The sequence below is a fragment of the Micromonospora sp. NPDC048986 genome, assembly GCF_040649335.1.
Classification (GTDB): Bacteria; Actinomycetota; Actinomycetes; order Mycobacteriales; family Micromonosporaceae; genus Micromonospora; species Micromonospora alfalfae.
Map to the genome: position 1 here is coordinate 137,390 of NZ_JBEZFJ010000015.1, position 22,892 is coordinate 160,281.

Annotated in this window: 22 protein-coding genes; 17 read left to right on the plus strand and 5 right to left on the minus strand. The window is 71.4% G+C overall.

Annotated features, from left to right (window positions below; genetic code table 11):
- Window positions 1–10: 10 nt before the first annotated feature.
- The 11 genes from AB0B94_RS27125 to AB0B94_RS27175 all read left to right on the plus strand — a co-directional run bounded on the left by AB0B94_RS27125 (window position 11) and on the right by AB0B94_RS27175 (window position 13,202).
- Window positions 11–1,051 (plus strand): sugar transferase, encoded by a 1,041-nt coding sequence (locus AB0B94_RS27125; RefSeq protein WP_357286340.1) that lies wholly within the window; start codon window positions 11–13, stop codon window positions 1,049–1,051.
- Complete coding sequence (locus tag AB0B94_RS27130) at window positions 1,044–2,609, plus strand: oligosaccharide flippase family protein (protein WP_357286343.1); 1,566 nt, start codon at window positions 1,044–1,046, stop codon at window positions 2,607–2,609. Before AB0B94_RS27125 ends, AB0B94_RS27130 begins: the two co-directional genes overlap by 8 nt.
- Window positions 2,606–3,454, plus strand: a complete 849-nt coding sequence (locus AB0B94_RS27135; RefSeq protein ID WP_357286348.1) for a class I SAM-dependent methyltransferase — start codon at window positions 2,606–2,608, stop codon at window positions 3,452–3,454. The genes AB0B94_RS27130 and AB0B94_RS27135 overlap by 4 nt, the downstream gene beginning before the upstream one ends.
- Window positions 3,454–4,305: a class I SAM-dependent methyltransferase gene (locus AB0B94_RS27140; RefSeq protein ID WP_357286353.1), complete on the plus strand. Its 852-nt coding sequence runs from the start codon at window positions 3,454–3,456 to the stop codon at window positions 4,303–4,305. The genes AB0B94_RS27135 and AB0B94_RS27140 overlap by 1 nt, the downstream gene beginning before the upstream one ends.
- Window positions 4,305–5,612 carry a glycosyltransferase family 2 protein gene (locus AB0B94_RS27145; RefSeq protein ID WP_357286357.1) on the plus strand — a complete coding sequence of 436 codons (1,308 nt, stop codon included), beginning with the start codon at window positions 4,305–4,307 and terminating at the stop codon, window positions 5,610–5,612. The genes AB0B94_RS27140 and AB0B94_RS27145 overlap by 1 nt, the downstream gene beginning before the upstream one ends.
- Window positions 5,605–6,771, plus strand: coding sequence for a glycosyltransferase (locus tag AB0B94_RS27150; RefSeq protein ID WP_357286360.1), 1,167 nt, complete (start codon window positions 5,605–5,607; stop codon window positions 6,769–6,771). Before AB0B94_RS27145 ends, AB0B94_RS27150 begins: the two co-directional genes overlap by 8 nt.
- A complete protein-coding gene (locus AB0B94_RS27155; RefSeq protein WP_357286363.1) occupies window positions 6,768–8,084 on the plus strand; it encodes an O-antigen ligase family protein in 1,317 nt (438 codons plus the stop codon). The genes AB0B94_RS27150 and AB0B94_RS27155 overlap by 4 nt, the downstream gene beginning before the upstream one ends.
- On the plus strand, window positions 8,081–9,028 hold the full coding sequence (locus AB0B94_RS27160; protein ID WP_357286367.1) for a glycosyltransferase family 2 protein: 948 nt from the start codon (window positions 8,081–8,083) through the stop codon (window positions 9,026–9,028). The genes AB0B94_RS27155 and AB0B94_RS27160 overlap by 4 nt, the downstream gene beginning before the upstream one ends.
- The gene (locus AB0B94_RS27165; RefSeq protein WP_357286371.1) at window positions 9,028–10,227 is read left to right on the plus strand and encodes a glycosyltransferase; all 1,200 of its coding nucleotides are present in this window, start codon (window positions 9,028–9,030) and stop codon (window positions 10,225–10,227) included. Before AB0B94_RS27160 ends, AB0B94_RS27165 begins: the two co-directional genes overlap by 1 nt.
- The gene (locus AB0B94_RS27170; RefSeq protein ID WP_357286374.1) at window positions 10,227–12,251 is read left to right on the plus strand and encodes a hypothetical protein; all 2,025 of its coding nucleotides are present in this window, start codon (window positions 10,227–10,229) and stop codon (window positions 12,249–12,251) included. The genes AB0B94_RS27165 and AB0B94_RS27170 overlap by 1 nt, the downstream gene beginning before the upstream one ends.
- Window positions 12,252–12,338: 87 nt before the next feature.
- The gene (locus AB0B94_RS27175; RefSeq protein ID WP_357286378.1) at window positions 12,339–13,202 is read left to right on the plus strand and encodes a TylF/MycF/NovP-related O-methyltransferase; all 864 of its coding nucleotides are present in this window, start codon (window positions 12,339–12,341) and stop codon (window positions 13,200–13,202) included.
- Window positions 13,203–13,275: 73 nt separating this feature from the next.
- On the opposite strand, the gene AB0B94_RS27180 is transcribed toward AB0B94_RS27175, so the two are convergent.
- Window positions 13,276–14,322 carry an LCP family protein gene (locus AB0B94_RS27180; RefSeq protein WP_357286383.1) on the minus strand — a complete coding sequence of 349 codons (1,047 nt, stop codon included), beginning with the start codon at window positions 14,320–14,322 and terminating at the stop codon, window positions 13,276–13,278.
- A gap of 188 nt (window positions 14,323–14,510) precedes the next feature.
- Between AB0B94_RS27180 and AB0B94_RS27185 the strand changes: the two genes are divergently transcribed.
- From AB0B94_RS27185 to AB0B94_RS27210, 6 genes are all read left to right on the plus strand, one after another.
- Complete coding sequence (locus AB0B94_RS27185; protein ID WP_088989215.1) at window positions 14,511–14,660, plus strand: peptidase; 150 nt, start codon at window positions 14,511–14,513, stop codon at window positions 14,658–14,660.
- Complete coding sequence (locus tag AB0B94_RS27190) at window positions 14,657–15,199, plus strand: hypothetical protein (protein ID WP_357286386.1); 543 nt, start codon at window positions 14,657–14,659, stop codon at window positions 15,197–15,199. The genes AB0B94_RS27185 and AB0B94_RS27190 overlap by 4 nt, the downstream gene beginning before the upstream one ends.
- Window positions 15,189–16,745, plus strand: a complete 1,557-nt coding sequence (locus tag AB0B94_RS27195; RefSeq protein WP_357286389.1) for a glycosyltransferase — start codon at window positions 15,189–15,191, stop codon at window positions 16,743–16,745. The genes AB0B94_RS27190 and AB0B94_RS27195 overlap by 11 nt, the downstream gene beginning before the upstream one ends.
- Before the next feature lie 6 nt (window positions 16,746–16,751).
- Window positions 16,752–17,615, plus strand: coding sequence for a choice-of-anchor P family protein (locus AB0B94_RS27200; protein ID WP_357286391.1), 864 nt, complete (start codon window positions 16,752–16,754; stop codon window positions 17,613–17,615).
- 7 nt (window positions 17,616–17,622) lie between these two features.
- Window positions 17,623–18,783, plus strand: a complete 1,161-nt coding sequence (gene wecB, locus AB0B94_RS27205; protein WP_357286394.1) for a UDP-N-acetylglucosamine 2-epimerase (non-hydrolyzing) — start codon at window positions 17,623–17,625, stop codon at window positions 18,781–18,783.
- Window positions 18,784–18,911: 128 nt separating this feature from the next.
- Window positions 18,912–20,381, plus strand: a complete 1,470-nt coding sequence (locus AB0B94_RS27210) for an acyltransferase (RefSeq protein WP_357286397.1) — start codon at window positions 18,912–18,914, stop codon at window positions 20,379–20,381.
- Between the two features lie 64 nt (window positions 20,382–20,445).
- On the opposite strand, the gene AB0B94_RS27215 is transcribed toward AB0B94_RS27210, so the two are convergent.
- The 4 genes from AB0B94_RS27215 to AB0B94_RS27230 form a co-directional block, all read right to left on the minus strand.
- Window positions 20,446–21,648, minus strand: coding sequence for a putative sulfate exporter family transporter (locus AB0B94_RS27215; protein WP_357286400.1), 1,203 nt, complete (start codon window positions 21,646–21,648; stop codon window positions 20,446–20,448).
- The gene (locus AB0B94_RS27220) at window positions 21,648–21,794 is read right to left on the minus strand and encodes a hypothetical protein (RefSeq protein ID WP_357286404.1); all 147 of its coding nucleotides are present in this window, start codon (window positions 21,792–21,794) and stop codon (window positions 21,648–21,650) included. The genes AB0B94_RS27215 and AB0B94_RS27220 overlap by 1 nt, the downstream gene beginning before the upstream one ends.
- Before the next feature lie 176 nt (window positions 21,795–21,970).
- Entirely contained in the window at window positions 21,971–22,051 is an 81-nt protein-coding gene (locus AB0B94_RS27225) for a putative leader peptide (RefSeq protein WP_357286531.1), read from the minus strand.
- A 128-nt stretch (window positions 22,052–22,179) separates the two neighbouring features.
- On the minus strand, window positions 22,180–22,767 hold the full coding sequence (locus AB0B94_RS27230; RefSeq protein WP_357286407.1) for a TetR/AcrR family transcriptional regulator: 588 nt from the start codon (window positions 22,765–22,767) through the stop codon (window positions 22,180–22,182).
- Window positions 22,768–22,892: the final 125 nt, after the last annotated feature.

Below are 22,892 nucleotides of genomic sequence, written 5' to 3' on the forward strand. Positions count from 1 at the left end.
CTCAGCTCCGATGCCGGGCAACGACAGCGCGGCCCCGCACGACCTCACCGCGGCACCGTGGTCCGAAGCGCGCCAACGCCCGGAGATCCCGCCGCAGTTGCAGGAGCTGTTCGCCCGCCACGAGCAGGCCACCCGCTCCGACCAGCACAGACGGCGGGCCCGCGTGGTGGTGCTCGAGGCGAACGACGCGGCCACCACACCCGACCGCCTCGACGAGGAGTTCGACGTCGCCGTCCGACTCCCGGTGCCAGCCACTGCCGAGGAGCTCGCCAGGGTGCTGGCCAGCGTCCGCCCCCGACTCCTGCTGCTCAAGCACTCGCTGGAGAGCATCGACGACCGCATCATCACCAGCTGCATGAGCGCCGGCGTCGAGATCATGGTGCTGGCCCGCCCCGTCTACGGTCTGTTGCGGGCGCCCGCGATGGCGCGCTTCGGTGGACTGCCCTGGATTCGGCTGGGGTCGGGCGGCAGCGGCCGACCCCGTGGCGAGCGGCTGAAGCGGTTCTTCGACCTGAGCGTGATCCTGCTCAGTGCCGCCGTGGTGATCCCGCTGATCGCGGTGATCGCCACAGTGGTGTCGTTCACCGGCCCCCCGTTCTACCTTCAGCAACGCGTCGGCACGGGTGGCCGGCTGTTCCGGGTGGTCAAGTTCCGGACCATGCGGGTCGGCGCCGAGCAGGCCACCGGCCCGGTCCTGGCCCTGCCGGACGACGTCCGGATCACCCAACTCGGGCGCTGGCTACGACGGTCCCGGTTGGACGAGCTGCCTCAGCTCTGGAACGTGCTGCGCGGCGAGATGAGCCTCGTCGGGCCTCGTCCGGAACGACCGGAGTTCATCGCCGGCTTCGACCGGCTGCCCGACTACGACCTGCGGCACCTGATCCGCCCGGGGCTGACCGGCATCGCGCAGCTCACCGGCGGATACGCGGCCACCGTCGAGGACAAGCTCCGGTGCGACCTGCTCTACCTCAACTGCCGCTCCATGCGGGTCGACCTCACCCTGCTCCTGCTGACCATTGTCGAGCTGTTCCGGGGGTTTCCCCGTGGCTAGTGCGACCCACGCCGTCGAAACCCGGGTCACCCGCAACACCGCCAGCATGCTGGCCGCGCGGGTGATCATGGCGGTGTCCGGGCTGGTCTCGGTGCCTGTCATCTACCAGCGGCTCGGGCCGCGGGAGTTCGGGATCTGGGTGGTGCTCGCCGGGCTGCTGTCGATGGCCGCCCTGATCGACCTCGGGCTCGGCTCCGCGCTGGTCCGCGAGGTGGCCCGGGCCGCGAGCGCGGCCGACCGGGACCTGGTACGTCGGCTGCTCGGGCTGGGGCTGGGCTGGGCCGTGCTGCTGGGCCTGCTCACCCTCGGGGCGCTCGGTGCCGGCTGGCCGTGGCTCGTCGGGCTGCTGCGCCTCGGTGACCTGGCCGACGAGGCGTGGCAGGCCACCCTCTGGCTTGTCGCCGGCCTGGTTGCCGGCGCCGTGGAGCTGCCGTGGCGGGCAGTGCTCGAAGGCGGCCAACGGTACGGATCACTCGCCGCGATCAGCGCCGGCACGGCGATCCTCGCGGCCGCCCTCGCCATCCTCGTGGTACGCCTCGGCGGCGGCCTGGTGGCGTTGGCCGCCTCGGCCGCCGCGACCGGGGCGATCCGTACCCTCCTGCTCGCCGCGACGACCCATCGCCAGTGCCCGGACCTGTCCCCCCGATGGGGACGGACCAACCTGGCCGACCTGCGCCGGATCGGCGGCTACGGCCTGCGGGTGCAGGTCTCCAGCGGCGCCGGCATGGTCAACGTGGAACTCGACCGCCTCGTCCTCGGTGGCGCCTTCGGCCCCGCCGTGGCCGGCGGCTTCGACCTGGGCAGTCGCCTGCTCAACCTGCTCCGTCTGCCACCGGGTTTCGCCCTCATCGTGCTGTTCCCCGCGGCCGTCGCCCGCACGGTGTCCCGGGGAACCGGCTGGCTGGACCGGTTCTACCTGGCCGCCACCCGGTACCTCGCGCTGTTCCTGGCCCCGGCCACCGCGGCTCTGATGGTCAGCGCCGATCCGCTGGTCCGGCTCTGGCTGGGCCACCAGGTTCCCTGGGCCGCGGCGAACATCATGATCCTCGCGCCCGCGTACGCCCTCAACCTGATCACCGGGGCGGCGACGATCGCCGCCCGCGCCGAGGGCCGGCCCGGTTTGGAGACGCGGTACGTGCTGCTCTCCGTCGTTCTCAACCTGACCCTCACAGTGCCGATGCTGCTGCTGTGCGGGCCGCTCGGCGTACCACTGTCGACAGCGCTGGCGGTGGTGCTCAGCACCGGGTACTTCCTGGTCTACTTCCACAGCGCCACGGCCCGGCCGCTGGCCCCGCTGGCGCGGGCGATCTGGCCGCCGCTCGCCGCGGCCGTCGCGGCCGGATTGGTCACGGCGGCGGCCGGCCAGTTCCTGCCGGACGGACCGGGACGCCTCGACGCCGCCCTCGCGGTGTCCACCCGGGCGGGTCTGACGGTGCTCGTCGCCGGCACGCTGCTGATCGCCGGCGGACACCTGGGTGCCAGCGATCGGGTCCGGCTGCACCGGCTGCTGCGCGCGCCGACAGCCGTGCTGTCGCCGACCACTGGCGGTCCGCGATGAGCGTCGACCACCGCACCGCGCGGTGCGTGCTGTGTGGGCCACGCCAGGCCCACCTGCCCCAACTCGGCGGGCTGCTGCGCCGCTGCGAAGGCTGCGGCTTCAGCTGGACCGCGCAGGAGCAGGCCACCGAGGACGGGCGCTACGACGAGGACTACTTCGCCGAGGGTGGTTACGACGACTACTTCCGGGCCGCCCCACGCCGGTTCGAGGCGAACCGGCGGCTGCGCTGGCTGCTCTCCACCGTCCGTCCCACAGTGCTGCTCGAAGCCGGTCCCGCCGGGGGCTACTTCCTCGAAGCCGCCCACCAGGCCGGGATCACCGCCAGCGGCATCGAAGTCAGCCACGCCGCCGCCAGCTTCGCCCGCGACCACCTCCACATGCCCGTACGCCAGGGCTACTTCGAAACCATCGCACCCACACTCACCGCCGACGTCGTCTGCGCCTTCCACGTCCTCGAACACGTCGAAGACCCCCGCGCCTTCCTGCACGCCGCACACACCGCCCTCACCCCCGGCGGCTGGCTCGCCCTCGAAGTACCAAACATCGCCTCCGCCGCCGCCCACCGACTCGGCACCGACTGGCCGGGCCTGCAACCGCGCTACCACCGCTGGCACTTCACCCCCGACACCCTGGTCCGGTTGGTGACCGACCTCGGCTTCGAGGTGGTCCGGCAGGACACCACCGTCTTCCGCTACTACATGCCGCTCGCCTACCGGCTGCGGCACGCACGACATCTACTCCCCGCCGACGTGCTCGGGCTGCGCTCGCCGCGGCTGACCCACCCACGCCTCGGCGACCTGCTCCGGGTGATCGCCCGGGCGCCACGAACCGGACGGAGCACCTGATGAAACTCGATGGGATCGAGCTGGTCCGCTGCCAACTCTGCGGCCGCGCCGGTGGGCACTCGCCGACCCTCGGCGAGCTGCTGTTGAGCTGCCCGGACTGCGGCTTCGTCTGGACCGCGGGCAGCGCCCCAGCCCCCGAGGAGCTGTACGACGAGGCCTACTACACGACGGACGGGTACCAGGACTACTTCGCGTCCGCCGGTCAGCGCCGGTTCGAGGCGAACCGCCGGCTGCGCTGGCTGCTCTCCACCGTCCGTCCCACAGTGCTGCTCGAAGCCGGTCCCGCCGGGGGCTACTTCCTCGAAGCCGCCCACCAGGCCGGGATCACCGCCAGCGGCATCGAAGTCAGCCACGCCGCCGCCAGCTTCGCCCGCGACCACCTCCACATGCCCGTACGCCAGGGCTACTTCGAAACCATCGCACCCACACTCACCGCCGACGTCGTCTGCGCCTTCCACGTCCTCGAACACGTCGAAGACCCCCGCGCCTTCCTGCACGCCGCACACACCGCCCTCACCCCCGGCGGCTGGCTCGCCCTCGAAGTACCAAACATCGCCTCCGCCGCCGCCCACCGACTCGGCACCGACTGGCCCGCTGTCGCTCCCGCGTACCACCGCTGGCACTTCACCCCCGACACGCTGAGCCGGATGCTTGTGGAGTCCGGGTTCCGGGTGATCTCCCACGACACGGTTTTCTCCCGGTTCTACTGGCAGCCGGCGGCCCGGCTGCGCAACGCCCGCAATCTGCTGGTCGCCGACGTCGCCGCCAGCCGCTCGCCCCGGGTGACACACCCACACCTCGGCGACCTGCTGCGGATCTTCGCCCGCCGCGACGACCGGGCGGTGTCCTGATGGGCACCCCGCTGCTGTCGGTGCTCCTGGTCAGCTGGAACACCCGCGAGCAGACCCGGCAGTGCCTCGAGTCGCTGGCATCGACAGTCGACCCCGACCTGGACTACGAGGTGGTGGCCGTCGACAACGGCTCGTCCGACGGCTCGGCGGACCTGCTCGCCGACCAACCCCGGGTCCGGTTGATCCGCAACAACCACAACACCGGGTTCGCCGCCGCGGTGAACCAGGCGTACCGCCGGGCGAACGGGCAGTTGATCCTGCTGCTCAACAGTGACGTCCGGTTCCACCCGGGCGCGCTGTCGCGGATGGTCGACCACCTGCGGGAGCGGCCGGACGTGGCAGGGGTCAGCCCGCTGTACCTCAACCCGGACGGCACCTTCCAGCAGCACTACGTCCAACAACCCAGCTTCGCCGCCACCATCGCGCTGGTGACCGCGCTGCGCCGGCTGCCCGGGTTCCGCCAGGCGCTGCACCGGTTCCAGATGCGCGGCGAGGACTTCAGCCGTCCCCGGCAACTCGCCTCGGGCAGCTGCATGCTGCTGCGCCGCGCGGTGCTCGGCCAGCAGACCATCTTCGACGAGACGTTCCCCGTCTACTGGAACGACGCGGTCCTCGCGCGGCAGCTCGACCGGGCCGGGCACCAGTTGTGGATGCTCCCGGACGCCGTGGTGACGCACAGCAGGGGCGCTTCCTGCCGGCTGCTCGGGCCGACCATCCGCTTCCGACACCTGCTGGGCAGCCTGGTCGGGTATCTGCGGCTGACCCAACCCCGGTACCGGTTGCCGGTGTTCCGGGCCGCGCTGCTCGCCGACCACCTGGTCAAGCGGCTCTTCGGTCGACCCGTACAGCTGGGTCTGGGCGACCTGCTCGCCGCGCTGCGTGGTGACGTCGGCCCGCTGCCCGACGGTGACACCCGCGACTGGGTGGTGCTGTTCAGCCGGACCCGATGGTCCGTCGACGGGCATTCGACGGTGCTGGGACAGTTGGCTCCCGGGCAACGGTTGCTCTTCGTCGACCCGCCGGGACACCGGCCGCGCTGGCGGTGCGAGGTGACCCCTATCGGTTCGGCGGCCTGGCACGCCGTCGCACCGACCGCGCTGCCCCTGGGCGGTGCGGTGCCACTGGTCAACTGGATCAACCGGCGGGTCGCGGCCGGCGCGCTGCGTGGCTGGCTGGACCGGCACGCCGGCGCCCGGCTGCTGCGACTCGACGACGAGCGCGCGCGCCCGGTGCTCGGCCGCCTCGGCGAGGACGAGGTGCTGCCCACCGAAGCGCCACGTCCGATGGAACGGTCGGGCCGTGGCTGAGCACACCAGCACCCTGCAACCGGCCGCCGCGGCGGTAGTGCCGCAGGCCGACAACGACCGCGACTGGGTGGTCATCTTCAGCGGCACACAGTGGGCGAACGGCGCCCACCGGCAGCACGCGCTGGCCCGCGAGTTGACCGTCGACCACCGGGTGCTCTTCGTCGACCCGGCCGGGCACCTCCCGCGCTGGCGGGTTCAGGTCCGGGAGGTGGGCGACGGTCTGTGGCAGTGCGCCGCGCCGGCGCTGCTGCCGTTCGGCCGGCACCTGCCCCCGGTCAACCGGGTCAACCGCTGGCTCGCCGCGCGGGTGCTGCGCCGCTGGTTCCGGCGGCGAAAGGCATCCGTACGACTGCTCTGGCTGGACGAGGACCTGGCCGCGCCGGTCGCCACCCGGCTGGACGCGTCCGCCGTCGTCTACGACGCCACCGACCTGGACTGGACCTTCACCCGGCCCTGGAACCGTTGGCATCTGCGCCGCGCGCTGCGCTCCGCTGTCGGCGCCGCCGACCTCGTCCTCGCCTCCTCCAGCGCGCTACCCGAGCGGATGCCCGCCTCCGACCCGGCACCGGTGGTGCTGGCCAACGGGTGCGACCCGGACCGCTTCTCGCCGGACGGTCCGGTCGCGCCCTGGTTGCTCAGCCTGCGCCGACCACTGATCGGCTACAGCGGGGCGGTCGACACCCGGGCCTTCGACGCGGACCTGGTCGCCGCGGTGGCGCGCGCGCACCCGGAGTGGACGTTCGTGTTGATCGGTCCGTCCACCCGGGCCGGCCGAGCCCCGCTCGCCGGGCTGTCCAACGTGGAGCTTGTCGACGCCGTGCGCTTCGCTGACGTGCCGGGCATCCTGCGGGCCTGCGACGTCACCATCATCCCCTACCGGGTGGGCGGGCTGATCGACTACGTGCACCCGAAGAAGTGCTACGAATACCTGGCCCTCGGCAAGCCCGTCGTCGCGACGCCGCTGCCGGCGCTGCGGGCACTGGGCGACACCATCGCCCTGGCCGCCGACCCGGCGAGCTTCGCCGCGGCGCTGGCCGACGCGCTGGACCGCGCCGGCGCGCCCGACGACGCCGCCCGACGCCGGGCGGTGGCCACCCGCAACAGCTGGTCCGCACGGGGCGTCCATCTGCGCTCCCTGTTGGCGGGGCTACCGCGATGAGAGTGCCGATCGTCGCGCCCGGTGTGGTGCTCGCCGGCGCCGCACTGGGCGGTGTGGTGACAGTGGTCACCCTGCTACCCGGACCGATCGGCTTGGCCGCCGCCATCGGAGTGCTGTGTTTCGGCGCGTTCCTGCTCTGGCCCTGGGCCGTGCTGCCGGTCGGCATCATCGGCGGCGCCGTGGTCGGCGCCCTGCTCAGCGGCGGCGACGTGCGCGGCTACATCGCGGTGAAGGTGCTGCTGTTGGCCGCCGGCGGCGCCGCGCTGGCCGCCCGCCACTGGCTCGGGGCGGAGCGGGGCAGCCGGCGCACCGTCGCCGACGGGGGGATGCTGGTCCTGGTCGGGCTGACCGTCGTGGCGGCCACCTACGGTCTGGCCGTCGGCAACCTCCCGGCGGAGGTGCTGGTCGCCGCGTACCAGGTGGCCACGATCCCGGTGTACTTCTTCGTCGCCACCCACACCCTCACCACACCCCGTCGGATCCTGGCCGCCGGCATCCTGTACGTGGTGCTGGCGGGGGTCTTCACCGCCATCTCGGTAGCGACACCGGGGCGGCACGGCGGGCTCATCACCCTCATGGCCATCCCCGCGCTGATCTGGATCGCCGGCCGGGTGCGGGGTTGGCGTCGGACCGGCGCCTTCCTGCTCGGCGGGTTCTTCGCCGTCGACGTGCTCCTCGCGTCGTACCGGGGAATCTGGCTCGCCGCGGCACTGACCGGGCTGGTCATGCTGGTTCGCGGCGGCCGCACGGTCCGCACCGGCCTGGCCGCCACCGCCGCCGCGGCGGTCGCTGTGGCAGCGATCCTCGCCCTGCAACCAGGGGTACGGGAGCGGGCCACGGAGATCACCAAGGGGTTCGAGCAGTCCGCCGGTTACCGGGGGGTGGAGTCCGAGGTGGGTCTGGGCGTCTTCGCCGACCAACCGCTGGTCGGGGCCGGCCTCGGACAGACCACGCCGGACATCTACCTGTCCGGCTTCACCTTCACCGACGTCGGGCCGGTGTACCACGCCTTCTACGTCACAGTGCTGGCCAACCTCGGGCTGGTCGGCCTGCTGCTGGTCCTCTGGCCGATCCTGCGCAGCATCCGCGTCGGCCTGCGTGCTCGGGACGGGATCGCGCTGCCGTTCGCGGCGCTGTCCTGCGGTTTCCTGGCCGCCGCCCTCTTCGCGGCGCCGACCGACGGGCACTGGGAGCTGGGCCTGCTGCCGGCGCTGACCCTGCTCACGGCACACCACGAGGGGGCGCGACTGCGGCGACCCGCCCGGTCACCGCTGCTGCGCGGCGCGCTGACCCGAACAGGTGTGGCGGCATGAGCGCGGCCGGCGCCACCGCCGTGGTGGTCACGCACAACTCGGCGGGACAGATCGTCGCCGCGCTGGGCGCGCTGCGGCAGGCGCAGGTGCCGGTGCGGTTGGTGGACAACGCCTCCACCGACGGCACCGTTGACCTCGTCCGCAGCCGCTTCCCGGAGGTGACGCTCCTCGCCAGCCCCACCAACACCGGATTCGCCACCGCCGTGAACCGGGCCGCTTCCGGCGTCGACACCGACGTCGTGCTCCTGGTCAACCCGGACTGCGTGGTCACCCCCGGCGCGGTGGCGGAACTGGTCCGGGTGCTGCGCGACCGACCGTCGGTGGGCATCGCGGGGCCACGGCTCACCGACGCGCACGGCCGGGTCGCGATCAGCGCCCACCGGTTCGAGTCCCTCGGCACGGTGCTGGCCAGCCGGTTCGGTGGGTCGCTGGTGCCGGTCTCGCTGCGGCGGCTGTTCAGCGGTCGGCAGCGCCGGGCCGCGTACGACGCCTGTGTGCGCGGGGCGCAGCCGGTGGCAGTGGACTGGCTCTCCGGAGCCTGCCTGGCGGTGCGCCGCGAACTGTTCGTGGCGATCGGTGGCCTCGACGAGGGCTACTTCCTGTACTACGAGGACGAGGAGCTGTGCCTGCAGGCGGCCCGGCGCGGCGCCGAGGTGCTGTACGTGCCCTCGGTGACCGCCGTGCACACCGGCGGGGCGAGCAGCTCCGACCCGGCCTGGATATGGCCCCACCTGTACCGCAGCATGCTGCGGTTCTTCGCCCGCCACCGCGCCGGCACCCTGCGCGCGGTACGCGGCGTGGTGCTGCTGCGCGCACTGATCGGTATCGGGCTGGCCGGGGCGCGGCTGCCAGTGCAACCCCGGGCCGGTACGGCCCGACTGCGGGCCTGGACCCGCGTCGGCCGAATCGCGGTCACCCGACCTGAAACGAGAGGAGGAGCGTGATGCACGTCCTGACAACTGTCGTCGGCAAGCGCACCGAACACTGGACGGACCTGTTCGACGTCTTGTGCGAACAGCCGGACGTCACCCTCACAGTGCTCGCCGCTGACGTGTCCCCGGCGACCCGACACGAACTGGCCAGGCTGGCCCGTCGACACCACCGGCTGCGGTACCACGTCGTTCCGCACCTGCTCGGCGAGTCGCTGACCGGGCACATGGCCTCGGTGCTGTTCCGGCTGCCCGGCCAGCACGACGTGACGACCGCCCGCCCGGACATCCTGCACGTCATCGGCGAGGCCGCGTACCTCACCACCTGGCAGGCGCTGCGGCTGCGTCAACGCTGCTGGGCCGGGGTGCCCACCACGCTGTACGCCGCGCAGAACGTGGTCACCCGCTTTCCGGTGCCGTTCCCCCGGATCGAGCGGCAGTCCTACCTCTCCGTCGACCATGCCTTCCCGATCACGCCCGCGGCGTTGAACGTGCTGCGGATCAAGGGCTACCGGGGCGCGGCCACCATAGTGCCGCTCGGCGTGGACACCAGGCTGTTCCGGCCACTGCCCACCGATCCGGCCGCGCGCCCGTTCACCGTCGGGTTCGTCGGGCGGTTCGAGCCGCACAAGGGCGTTGTCGACCTGCTGCGCGCCGCCGAGCTGATCGACTGCGACGTGTCGCTGGTCGGGGACGGCAGCCTCGGCGCGGAGGTCGAGCGGGCGGCGGCGCGCCGACCGGGCCGGGTGCACCGGCACGGCTGGGCCGGGCACGCCGAGCTGCCCACGCTGCTGAACGACATGGACGTGTTGGCGATGCCGTCGGTCGAGGTGGTGCAGCGCAACACCCTGCCGTGGATCGGCATCCCGCTGCGCGAGCAGTTCGGCCGGGTGCTGGTCGAGGCGATGGCGTGTGGCGTACCCGTCGTGGGCAGCGACGTCGGCGAGATCCCCTGCGTGGTGGGCGACGCCGGTCTCGTCTTTCCGGCCGGCGACGTCTCCGCGCTCGCCGCCCGCCTCGCGCGGCTGCGCGACGACCCTGCGCTCGCCGGACGGCTGGCCAACCGGGGGTTGGCCCGTGTCGGCGCCGAATTCGGCTGGGACCGGATCGCCGAGACCCTTTGCACGACCTGGCGCGGACTGCGGTCCCCGGCCCGGTCGCTGCGCACATCGCCCGCCGAGACCGGGCACCCAACCAGAGAGGCGATCGCCTGATGAGCGCGTCGATAGATGTCAAAGGTCTGCTCGGTGCCTCCTGGCGCCGGGTGGGCGTACCGCTGCTCGGCCTGTGCGCGGGCCTGGCCGCCGCGCAGGGAGTGACCCAGCTCCTTCCGGCGCGCTACGAGGCGGAGGCCTCCGTGCTGGTCAGCGCCGAGCAGACCGACGAGGACCGGCCGGCGGATCTGGCCCTCGCGCAGAACCTCACGCCCACCATCGCCCGGCTGGTCGGGTCCCGGGAGGTTGCGCTGGAAGCGGCGCGTTCGCTGCAACTGCCCGAGCGGGCGGTGCTCGGTCACGTCAGCGGTGAGTACGAACTCGGTCTCCAGATCATCACCGTGCACGCGAGCGCCGGAACCGGTACGCAGGCCGCCGCGATCGCGAACGCCGCCTCCCGCGCCGTCAGTCAGCAGCTGGGCCGGCTGGACATGGGCGGTTCCACGAGCATCAACGCCCGGGTTCTCGACACCGCCAGCCCACCGGCCCGGCCGGCCTTCCCGAAGCCGCTGCTCAACGGCGTACTCGGGGCCCTGGCCGGGCTGCTGGCCGGTTGGGGCGCGACCATCCTGCGTGAGCGCTTCGACAGCCGCCTGCGCGACATCGGCCAGATCGAGGCCCGCCTGGGCCTTCCGGTGGTCGGGGTGCTGCCGAAGCTGCCGCGCCGCTTCGCCCGCCATCACGCCGCCGCGCTGTACGACCGCACCAACGTCGCCGACGCGGTACGTGCCACGATCTCGACGCTCAGCGTGCTCACCGCTCCCCTGCCCCGTCGGCGGCTGCTGGTCACCAGCGCACACGACGACGACGGCAAGGCGTTGGTGACAGCCCTGCTCGGTCTCGGCATGGCCGATGAGCACTGCCGGGCCACGCTGGTGGACGGGGCGGTGCGGGACCCGGTGCTGTCGGGCCACTTCCCGGAGGCGCCGCACACCTGGCAGCAGGTGCTGGCCCAGAAGTGCCCGCCAACGCGGCTTGTCGACTTCCCCACCCTCACCGTGTTGCCGGCCGAGCCCCGCGAGGGCGCCGACACGGAGGCCCTGCACGAGCTGGGCGGGCTGCTCAACGCGTTGGGCGAGGACGAGGACTGCGTGATCGTCCACGCGCCGCCGATCCTGGCCGGACGGGAGATCTCGGCGTTCGCCCAGCACGCGGACGGTGTGCTGCTTGTCGTTCGCGCCGGCCGGACGAACCTCGACGACAGCACCCGGGCGGCCCGGCTCGTGCAACAGCTCGGGCTTGCGCTGGCCGGTGTCGTGGTGATCGGGGCGGTGCCCCGCACGGACCACCGGCCGAGCAGCGAGCAACCGGCCCTGGCGCCGGGCGGGGCCCAGGACGCCCTGGCGCTGCCGGCGACGAAGGCGGGCGCCCAGGGCGCTGTCATCCGTGAGCTGGTCAGCGCGCTGGTCGAGGACAAGTCCGGACCGCCCGGACGGCACCGCCGACAGAGCTCGGGGGAGGCGACCTCGGCCGGCAGGACCGTTGAGGGTAGGACGGTCGAGGGCACGACGGTCGACCGCAAGCCCGTCGACCGCAATCCGGTCGGAAGTACGACGGCGGAGAACACGACGGCCGAGCGTCAGCCGGTCGAGAACACGACGGCCGGACGCACCTCGTACGGCACCTGGGCGCCCTCGCAGGCGCCGGCCGAGCCGACCCGGATCGAGGATGCCGTCACCCAGCCGAATCCGGTGGTGACGGATGGTCCGGAGCGGCCCGAGCAGGTGCCGACGCCCACCGCCCAGGCCGAGCCCGCGGCTCCGGTCCGGGGCGGCGGTCCCGCCGTGGCAGGCGTTCTCGGCCGACCGTTGGCCCGGCCCGAGACGGTCTGGCGCTCGCCGGTGGCGGAGGCAGCGCTGCCGGAGCCGTCCCCGGACGCTCCGGTGGCCAACCTGACGGACCGCTGGCCGGTCTTCGGGCAGGAGTTGCTGGCCGCCGGGCGGCCGGGCGTGGAACAACCCTGCACAGGGCCCATCGTGCTGCGACGGGCGGTAGCCGTCGGCGACGCCGATCGCCGGGGCTGACGACGGCCGGAGCAACGGTCGGCGGCCCGCCCACGAAAGGCGGCCCGCCCAGCTGGCTACAAACGACACTGACAAGGAGACAGGCCGATGAGTGAAATGTTGATACCCACACAGGCGTCCGAGCCGTCGCTGGACGATCCCCGAGCCCTCTACTGCGATCTGCTCAAGAAGGCGCTGACCCGCTACGTCTTCCGCGAGACGTGGATGCCCTACCAGCCGCGTCAGGGGTCCCTGCACGGTCGGATCCTTCAGCACGGCCGGCACCTGCTGCGACGTAAGGGCCTGGAGTTGGTGCTCCAGTTCCCGTTCGACGCGGAGGCACGGGCCACCGGCCGGGACTGGCCGCCGGAGGCCGAGACCATGATCGGGCTGCGGCGGCTGGACAATCTGGAGCGATGCGTCAAGGACGTGTTGGAGCGGCGCGTGCCCGGTGACCTGATCGAGACCGGTGTGTGGCGGGGCGGAGCGGTCATCTTCATGCGCGGGATGCTGCGTGCCTACGGCGACCGGGACCGGACGGTGTGGGTGGCGGACTCATTCCGCGGCCTACCGAAGCCGGCTCCCCACCGGGTCGAGGACGTCGAGGACGCGCTCTGGCAGGTGCCCTTCCTGGCGGTATCGCTGGAGCAGGTGAAGGCGAACTTCGAGCGGTACGGGCTGCTCGACGGCCAGGTCCGGTTCCTCAAGGGCTGGTTCTCGGACACCCTGCCGACCGCGCCGGTGGAGCAGATCTCGGTGATGCGTCTCGACGGGGACCTCTACGACTCGACGATGGTGGCGCTGCGCTCGCTCTACCCGAAGCTCTCCGTCGGCGGCTACGTGATCATCGACGACTACCACGCGGTACGCGGCTGCAAGCAGGCCGTCGATGACTTCCGCGCCGAGCACGGCATCGTCGACGAGCTGCGCCAGGTGGACTGGACCTGCCGCTACTGGCGGCGGTCGCGCTAGACCCTCGCCGACACAGACGGCGGGTGGGAGGTCCGAGGATCTTCCACCCGCCGTTGTCGTACCAGTGGTCGGCTCAGTTGGCCGGCGGTGTCTGCGGGTTGGCGGCGACCCACTGCGCCACCCGGTCCTCGCGCAGGGCGGCGAAGAGCGCCGGGGCCTGGACCTCGTCCAGCCGCACCGCGGACCCGGCCGGCGTCTGCAGGTTCGCGTCGCTGAACGGGACGGTGACGAACTGGACCGTCTCCGGTTTCACCTTGCGCAGCACGAGGACGAGGTCGGTGAGGTTCAGGTCGCGGTCGACGACAAGCGATTCGGCAGCTGTGGTGAGCACCTGGTCGAGACGGGTCGGGTTGGTGAGCAGACTCGTCGCGGTGACCCGCTCGGCCAGGGCGCGTACCACGAGCTGCTGGTCGTGGATGCGGCCGAAGTCTCCGCCGGGCACGCCGTGCCGCTGCCGCATGAGGTCGTCGGCCGCCTTGCCGTCCAGGTCGTGGCAGCCGGCGGGCCAGGTGACCCCGGTGTCCGAGGACTTGACGGTGTACGGCAGGCACACGTTGATCCCCTCCACCGCGTCCACAAGCTTGCGGACGGCGGCGAAGTTGGCCACCAGCACCCCGTCCAGTGGTAGCCCGGTGAGCTTGGCGACCGTCTCGGCGGCCAGCGCGGCCCCGCCGAACGCGAACGCGGCATTGATCTTGTTGGGACCGCCGGCCCAGGTCTGACCCGCCGCGGGCACGTCGACGTAGCTGTCCCGGGGGATGGAGACGACGGTGGCGGCCTCCCGCGCGGCGTTCACGTGCACCAGCATGATGGTGTCCGACCGCTGCCCGGGGTAGAGAGCCTGGTCCGGCTCGCCGTCGCGGGAGTCCGACCCGAGCAGCAGGAGGTTGAGCGGCCCGGACTCCCACCGGCGGTCGTCGTGGGTGCCCTGGCCGAGGATGTCCTCGCGCTGCACCCGGCTCTCGTACCGGTGCTTCAGGCCGAAGCCGACTGTGACGAGGCCCGCGCCGAGCACGCCGAACATCAGGAGCAGGGCGAGGCCCGCCTTCTTCCAGCCGGCCATCGCCCGCCACCTCGACGGCGCCGGCGTGACAATGCGGCCGGGGGTACCGGTCACCATCTTGACCACCTCTGCACGAAGTCTCGGGACGCTGAACGTGTTGCGGGGCAAGGGATGCGGCCGTTCGGGTCACCTGCCCGCCGTACTCATGAAGCATTTAATCACTCTTTAGGGTCTCTATGCCGTTTTATCCTCTTTGACCGATTTCGCGGTGCCATTCTGGCCTTCGAGTTAGGGAGGGAGTTGGCATGTACGGAGTACCCACCAAGGGGCCACACATCGGAGGTGGCCTTGCCGCCACCGGCGTCGCCGTTCAGTCCTGGTTGCTGGTCGGCGTCGGGCTGGTCGTGCTGGGTCTGGCACTGTGGCTCGTCGCCATGTTGGGCCGCGAGCGATGACAGGTGCCCGACGCGGGTCGTGGCTGCGCGCCAGCGCAGGTGGCCTGATCGGAGTCGCCGCCGCCGTCGCCATGCTCTGGCGGTGGCACGACATCGCCAGCGCGGAGGCGTGGCTGAACGCTCGTCTCGTCAACGCCGTCGGCTTGGCGGACACCAAATCCATCGGCGCGGCCGTGATCTTCCCGCTGGACGAGCGCTGGGTCGGCTTCATGGTCTCCAGCGGTTGCTCCGTCGCGATGTTGCTGATCCCGCCGATCGTGCTCGCGTCGACGCTGGTCGGGTTCCGCCGTATCTCGCTGACGCGTGGACTCAACGCCCTGGCGATGGCAGTCGCGCTGCTGGTCACCGTGAACCAGATCCGGCTCGGCGCGGTGGTGGTCTCGATGCAGACCTGGGGCTTCAAACTGGGCTACGAACGCAGCCACGTGCTGATCGGCTCGGTGATCACGACCGCCGGTCTGATCGCCGTCGCGATCCTCTTCGTGGTCCTGGTCAGCCGAACCAAGCGGATCTCCGGGACGGTCGCCGGTGTCCACTGAGACGCAGTCGCTCGCCCTGCTCAACACCGCGGCGTTCCTGCTGTGCGTCAGCTTCTGCGCGTACGTGCTGAGCATCCTGGTGTTCCACCTGAAGAGCGGACGTAGCCGGGGCGGCAGCCCGGACGGCTTCGACTGGCACATCATCGTGCCGTGCCGCAACGAGGCGTCGGTGATCGGCGACACAGTGCGGCGCCTGCTCTGCGACTTCCCGCAGGCGACCGTCTGGTGCGTCGACGACGCGTCCGACGACGGCACGCTGGCCGAACTGGCAGCATTCACCGACCAGCCGCGGGTGCACGTGGTCAAGCGTCAACTGCCGGACGCGCGGCAGGGCAAGGGCGCGGCGCTCAACGCCGCCTGGCGACGCATCGAGCAGTCGTTGCCCGCCAACGCGGACCGCACCCGGGTGATCGTCGGGGTCCTGGACGCGGACAGCCGACTCGACCCCCAGGGTCCGGTGGCCCTTTCCGGCCGTCAGTACTTCGGCTCGGCGCAGGTCGGCGCGGTACAGGTGGAGGTGCGGATGCTCCAGTGCGCGCCGCGCCGGTACGCGCAGCCGACCGAGGTCGGCGCCTGGGGACGGCTGCTGATCCGGCTACAGGACATGGAGTTCCGCGCCCCGATCGCCGCCATGCAGTCACTGCGGCGACGCACCGGCAGCGTGGCGATGGGCGGCAACGGCCAGTTCACCCGACTGTCCCTACTCAACGAGATCGCCGACCAGCACGGCACACCGTGGCACGGCGCCCTCCTGGAGGACTTCGAGCTGGGCCTGCACATCCTGCTGGCCGGCGGTCGCACCGAGTACTGCTCGGAGAGCTGGGTGGCCCAGGAGGCGCTGACCCGGATCCGCCCGCTGGTGCGGCAGCGCACCCGCTGGGCCCAGGGGTCGATGCAGTGTGGTCGCTACCTCGGCAGGGTGCTGCGCTCACCACGAATCCGCAACTCGGCCACCCTGGAGATCGCCCACTTCCTGGCCGCGCCGTGGACCCAACTGCTCGGCACACCGATCTACATCGCCTGCCTGGTGGTGATGTCCTACTACATCGACAACACCATGGGTGGACTGCGCGGCTGGTGGAGCAGTGGCGGCTGGGGCGTACCCCCGCTGGTGCTCGTCTTCGGCATCGGACCGTTCGCCCTGTGGGGCATCGTCTACCGGATCCGTTGTGAGCCGCAGCTGTCGATTCCCAAGGCCCTGCTGCTCGGCGTCTGCCACTGGCTGTACAGCTACGCCCAGTCGCTGGCGGTCTGGTTGGCCTTCGCCCGCATGGTGACGGCCCGCACGGACTGGCAGAAGACCGCCCGTGCCGCCGATCCGCAGCCCCAACCGGCCCCGGCTCGGGCCGTTGGCCGGGTGGCCGTCGGCCAGACGGCGGTGGGTCGGGCCGCGGTGCCAGCCCAGCCGCGCCGGGCCCAACCGGCACGCCGCTCGGGCCGCAACGACGGGCCACGGTCGATCCGACCGCCCCGACACCTCAGTCACCTCACCCACCTCACCACCCCCACCACAGACCGCCCCGCAATCGCCCACATCAGAAAGTAGACATCTATGCCACGAGTTAGATCCGGTCTCGCCCGCACCGCCGCGGTGCTGGCCGGTGGTCTCGCCATGGTCGTCCTGGCGGCCTCTCCGGCGATGGCCGACACCTCCCAGTCCTCCGCCTCGGCGCTCCAGATCAGCCTGCTCGGTGGTGGCCTCGCCAGCTCCGGCACGGCGTCGGCCACCAACGACGGCACCACCGAGTCGATCTCCGGTAACCAGAATCCCCCGCTGGGCGTACTCGGTGGGCAGACCGTCATCACGGCGGGTGTGCTGAGTCAGAACGTCCGGGCGTTCAACGACGGCACCTCGGCTGCCTGTGCCGGGGTTCTCGGCCCGGGCGGAACGATCACCATCGGCCCCGGGGGCTCCTGCATCGTCACGCCGGGCACCGGGGTGACGCTGAACCTCGGGACCAGCGGCCTCGCCACCATCTCACTGGTCGCCGACGCCATCTACTCGTCGTGCACCGCCACCAGCAGCCCCTCGGCGACAGGCACCGCGAGCCTGCTCAACGCCCGGATCGTCTCGACGGTCCTGGGTGTGGAGACGACCCTGCTGAGCCTGCCGGCCAACCCGGCGCCGAACACCGGACTGAACGTTCCAGGGCTGATCAACCTGACCCTCAACGCCCAGTCCAGCTCGGGCGTCGGCCAGCTCACCGTCACGGCGCTGAACCTGACGGCGCTCGGTGGAGCGTTGGCCGGGGTCACCATCGGCACGTCGAGCTGCGGGGCCAACGCGGTCGCTCCCCCCATTCCGGTGATCCCGCTCGCCGGGGCACCGCTCGCGCTCGGTATCGGCGCTCTCGTGGCCGGCACCACCGGCGGGTTCTCGCTCTACCGGCGTCGCCGCGCGGCTGCCAGGAGCTGACCCCGACATGTGTGCGAGCAACTCGACACCGCGAGAGGTCCTGATCCTCGCCGGCACCAGGCCGGAAGGAGTGAAGACCGCGCCTCTGATCCACCGTCTCCTCGATGATCCGAGGTTCACGGTACGGGTGGCGGATACCGGTCAACAGCCGGGACGCGTCGCCGAGGCACTCGCCCCGTTCGGTCTCCGCCCGGAGGTGAGCCTGCGCCCGCAACGGCGTACCGGCTCGCTTGCCGAACTGGCGGCGGCACTGATCACGGGCATCGACGAGTTGCTCACACACCACCGTCCAGCGGCGGTCGTGGTGCAAGGGGACACCACGACCGCCCTGGCCGGCGGGACGGCAGCCTTCTGGCGGCACGTCCCGGTCGTCCACCTGGAGGCCGGACTACGGACCAACGACCTGGACCGGCCGTTCCCGGAGGAGGCCAACCGGGCCATGCTCGCCCGGATCGCCGCGCTGCACCTGGCGCCGACCGAGGCGGCCAGGTCGAACCTCATCGGTGAGGGCATTCGTTCCAGCGCGATAGTGGTGACTGGCAACACCGTGGTGGATGCCCTGCACGACCTCGTCGAGCGCGGCATGGCCCAGGCACCGGACTGGGTCGATCCGGCCCACAAGCTGGTGGTGGCCACCGTGCACCGACGGGAGAACTGGGGCCACGGGGTCGCTGCCACTGTGGACGGGCTCCGTCGCCTGGCGCGGGCGTGCCCCGACGCCCAGATCGTGATGGTCAGCCACCCGAACCCGCAGCTCAGCGCGGAGGTCACCACTGGCCTCGCGGGCGTCCCCAACGCCCGGGTCACGCCGCCACTGCCCTATCCACAGATGGTCGGGTTGCTGCGGGCGGCCGACCTGGTCGTCACCGACTCGGGAGGACTCCAGGAGGAGGCCGCCACGCTGGGGGTGCCGTTGTTGGTCACCAGGGACACCACAGAACGTCCGGAGGCCCTGACGTCGGGCCGCGGCGAACTGGTGGGCACCGATCCCGAACGGCTCCTGTCGGCCGGGCTCCGCCACCTTGCCGGCGGACGGCAGTCCGTCGTGGGTTCGCCGTTCGGCGACGGACGGGCAAGTGACCGCTCCGTCGTTGCCCTGGCGGGGCTGCTGAACGTACCGGCCCGCCGGGTCGTACAACGTCGCCGCACCGCCGCTGTCATTGGTTGACGGCGGCCAATCAGGACAATCATCCTAATTTCCGGACAAACCTCCTTTACCCGCTGATAATTGGCACATCGATCGGCAGCGCTCCGATCCGTCGGTCCAAACAGTTCAGTGATCAGAGGAGTCGTCAGGTGCAGGCGAAGTTGAACGGGCAGCGTTCCGCGACGCTGCAGGGCAGATACTCCGCCCAGCACAACGCCTTCGGCGTCCTTCGCCTGGCGATGGCGTGTGGCGTGATCATCGCGCACGCCGGCCCGCTCGGCTTCGGCCAGCACAACCTCGGCGCTGCCACCTTCGGCCGGCAGAGCGACCTCGGCACCATGTGCCTGTACGGATTCTTCCTGATCTCCGGATTCCTCATCACCGACAGCGCGCTGCGTTCCACGCTGCGCCAGTACGTCCGCGCCCGCCTGCTGCGGGTGTTCCCCGGACTGTGGGCCTGCCTGCTGGTCACCGCGTTCGTCTTCGCGCCGCTGGCGGCGCTGTACGAGAACGGCAACCTCGACGGGTTCTGGGGGCACCCGGAGGGACCCTTCGACTACGTCACGACGAACTTCCTCGCCTCGATGGAGCAGTTCCCCATCTCCGGGTTGCTGGCCGACACCCCGTACGGCCTGATCGCCGGCGGGCCGAGCGCGTTCGACGGTTCACTGTGGACCCTGCGGTACGACCTGGCCTTCTACGGGATCGTCGGCATCCTGGTGGTGACCTCGGTGCTGCACCGGGCACCTCGCGCGGTGCTCGTCCTCACCGCCGTCTGTTACGCCCTGGTCCTGCGTGACTTCTTCACGGCGCCGACCTGGAGCTCCCGCCCGCCGCAACACGGCGCGATCGGGCCGTTCCCGCTGCTCGGTGCGTTCGCCGCCGACTGGATGCTGATGCTCGGCTTCCTGTTCCTGCTCGGTGCCGCCGCCCGCCTGTACGCGCACCGGATTCCGGTGAACAGAGAGCTGGCCGTACTGGCCGGCGTCGCGTTGGTCGGCTCGCTGTGGCTGGGCGGATTCTTCGCGGTGGGCCTGCCGGCGTTCGCCTACCTTGTGCTCTTCGCGGCCGTCGCGCTGCCGAAGCGGCTGTCCGGGATCAGCCGCCGGCACGACTACACCTACGGCATCTACATCTACGGCTTTCCGGTGCAGCAGATGATCGCCCTGCTCGGCGGGACCCGGTTCGGGATGCTCGGCTACATCGTGCTGAGCCTGCTCGGCGCCCTCCTGTTCGCCGTCCTCTCCTGGCACCTGGTGGAACGGCCCGCCCTCGGGTTCAAGACCGGCAGCGGCCGCGCACGGCATCGGCGCGCGGGCCGCACCGCCGGCCCTCGCGCCGCGCTGATCCCCAACCCGGTGACAGTCAAGGGCGCCGAGGCGCGCGCCGGCCGGCACAAGGCCGGTGCTCGGCACAGCCGGTCGGCCAGGAACGCCCCCGCCACGGCAGCTACCCCGCGCCGCGCCAAGCGGCCCACCGAGACGGCGGCGTCGTTCCTGGCGGTGCCCGTACGAACCAGAAAGGACCTTCCGTTCGACCCGGTGAAGACGCCCACCTCGCACGCCCGATCGGGTCGGTCACACCGCGCGCCGACCACCTCGACGACACCGCCCCGCTGATCACGCTGGGGCCGGAGCCAGCCTGGCTCCGGCCCCAGCACCGTCCGCAGGGCGGCCCGCTGACTCAGGCCGAAAAGTTGCCGAACAGCAGGGACGCCAGGGCGAGCGCCAACGCCAGGTTGAACACTGTGGCACTGGCGAACACCGCCACCGGTCGCCAACCCGCCTCCCGCAGCGACGCGACCCGGACCTCCAGGCCGATGCTGACGAAGGCCAGGATCAGGAACCACACGCGCAGGTCGTTGACGATGGCGATGGTGGCCTTGCCGTCCGCGCCAGCGGCGTCGAGGTACCAGGTGGCGATGACCGAGGCCGCGATGAAGCCGAGCACGAACTTCGGAAACCGCGTCCACAGCTCACCGAGGCCCGGTCGGGCCGCGCCGGGCCGTCGTTCCACCCGCAGTGTGAAGTACGCGGTGAGGGCGACCGCCACCACACCCATCAGGGCATTCTGGGTGACCTTGACGATGCTGGCGATCTGGAGCGCCTCCTCACCGGCCAGCGCTCCGGCCGCGGTGACCGCCGCCGTGGTGTCGATGTTGCCACCGATCCAGGCACCGGCCACCGCGTCGGAAAGCCCGAACACGTCGGCCAACCAGGGCAGGACGAAAATGGACGGCAACGCGAAGACGATGACCAGACTCGCCGTGTAGGCCAACTGCTCGCGGCGCGCTCGCACGGCGCCGGCGGCGGCGATCGCCGCGCTGACTCCGCAGATCGACACGGCCGACGCGAGCAGCGCCCGCAACTTGTCGTCGAGGCCGAACCTGCCGGCCAACCACCAGGTGAACAGGAACACCCCGCTGATCAGCAGAATCGCCTGGGCGATCGCCGGGCCGGCGGCGCTGGCGATGACGGCCAGGTTGATCGACGCCCCGAGCAGCACCAGACCGGTCTTGATGAAGAACTCGGTCCGGAACGCGGCGGCGATCCGGTCCCGCCAACCGAGCAGCGTGACCGCGACGTTGCCGAGCAGGCCGAGCAGGATCGCGTACACCGGGTACTCGATCGCCGCTCCGACGTCCTCGACGGCGGTGCCCTCGGCCCAGGCCGGGACGTTCTGCTCCAGGTAGCGGGTGAGCGCGGCGAGACCGACCACGATCAGCAGGCCGAGCACTGTCCACGCCCAGAACGCCCCGTCACGCGCCACATTGGTCGGCTCGGCGGGATCGGCTGTGGTCGCCGGCGTGTCGCGCTCGCTCCCGGTGGGCGGGTCGTCGGCGGAGGTGCCGGGCTCATTGCCGGTGCGGGTCACGTCGGCGCTCATCAGGGCACCAGCCCGGCGGGGATGGCACCGAGCAGGACCAGGGCGAGCAGGGCCAGGCCGAGGATGGTCGCCGCCCAATCCTCGTTGAACGCGAGCCGGGACTCTCCGGCGGTCTCCGGATTGGGCGGTGACGGATCGTTGGTCATGACGTACCTCCAGGAATGGCCCGATCCGGCCGTGGCGGGATCGGTTGAGGGGCGAGCAGGCAAGACGGGGCCTCGGTGACAGTGCGAAGGCCGCCGGGCCGGTCGGAGCACGGGGCGGCGCGTGATTCGGCAGCGGGGCCGGAGGAAGGGTGCGGGTGGTGCCGGCCGGTCGGTGGTCAGCGACCCGGACAGAGCTCGGAGGCGACCCGCATCAGGTCAACGGCCCGACGCGAGGTGAGGTACGGACCATCCGGCATCGGCCCATTTTCCTATCGACTCGATAGGAATTCAAGACCGTGAGCGAGATTCCCCGCCGGCCGTCGATGGCAGGCGGAGGCGACCCTGCGGCTCAAGCCGTGTCGGAGGTTCGCCTGAGCAGGCGGGATCAAGCCCTGTCCCGCTGCGGACGGAGCCCGTCCATGATGACCGACACGTAGCTCGCGGACAGCGCTCGTGATGCCGAATCCGACCTCGCGATCGCGTAGGTCACCTCACTGATCAACACGGTGACGACGGCGAGGTCGATGTCGGTACGGATCGCACCGCCGTCGCGGGCCCTGGTGATCAGGTCGAGCCCGACCTCGTTCAGGGCGGCTCGTTGCGCCGCCGTGTGCGGAAGCTCCATGCCCCCGAGTCGCTCGCCCGAGATCCAGTGCGCGGACTGGAACGCCATCACCTCGATGAGGAAGCTTCGAAGCGCCTGTTCGGCATCCGGCTCGAGCAGCGCGTCCCGGCCGCACTGAATGAGCGGTTCGAGCAGCTCGGCCACTGCCGCGTCGATGAGCGCGTCCTTGCTGCCGAAGGTGCGCACAACGGTGGCCGCTCCCACGCCCGCCCGCTGCGAGATCGCGTCGACGGTGATGGCGACGCGCCCCTCGGCGAAGAGGGCCTTCGTCGCCGCCAGCACACGTTGGCGATTGCGGACGGCGTCCGCCCTGCGTCGGGTCACGCCATCGGCGGCAGGGGTTGACATCTGAAACGACCATTCCATATCGTGAAGTGGAACGTGTATTTCATTTAGCCTACGAAAACTCCCCGGAACGCGCAAGCGGCGCACGCGCCACTGGCGTGCTCCTCGCTGCGCCAGCAAGGAGACGT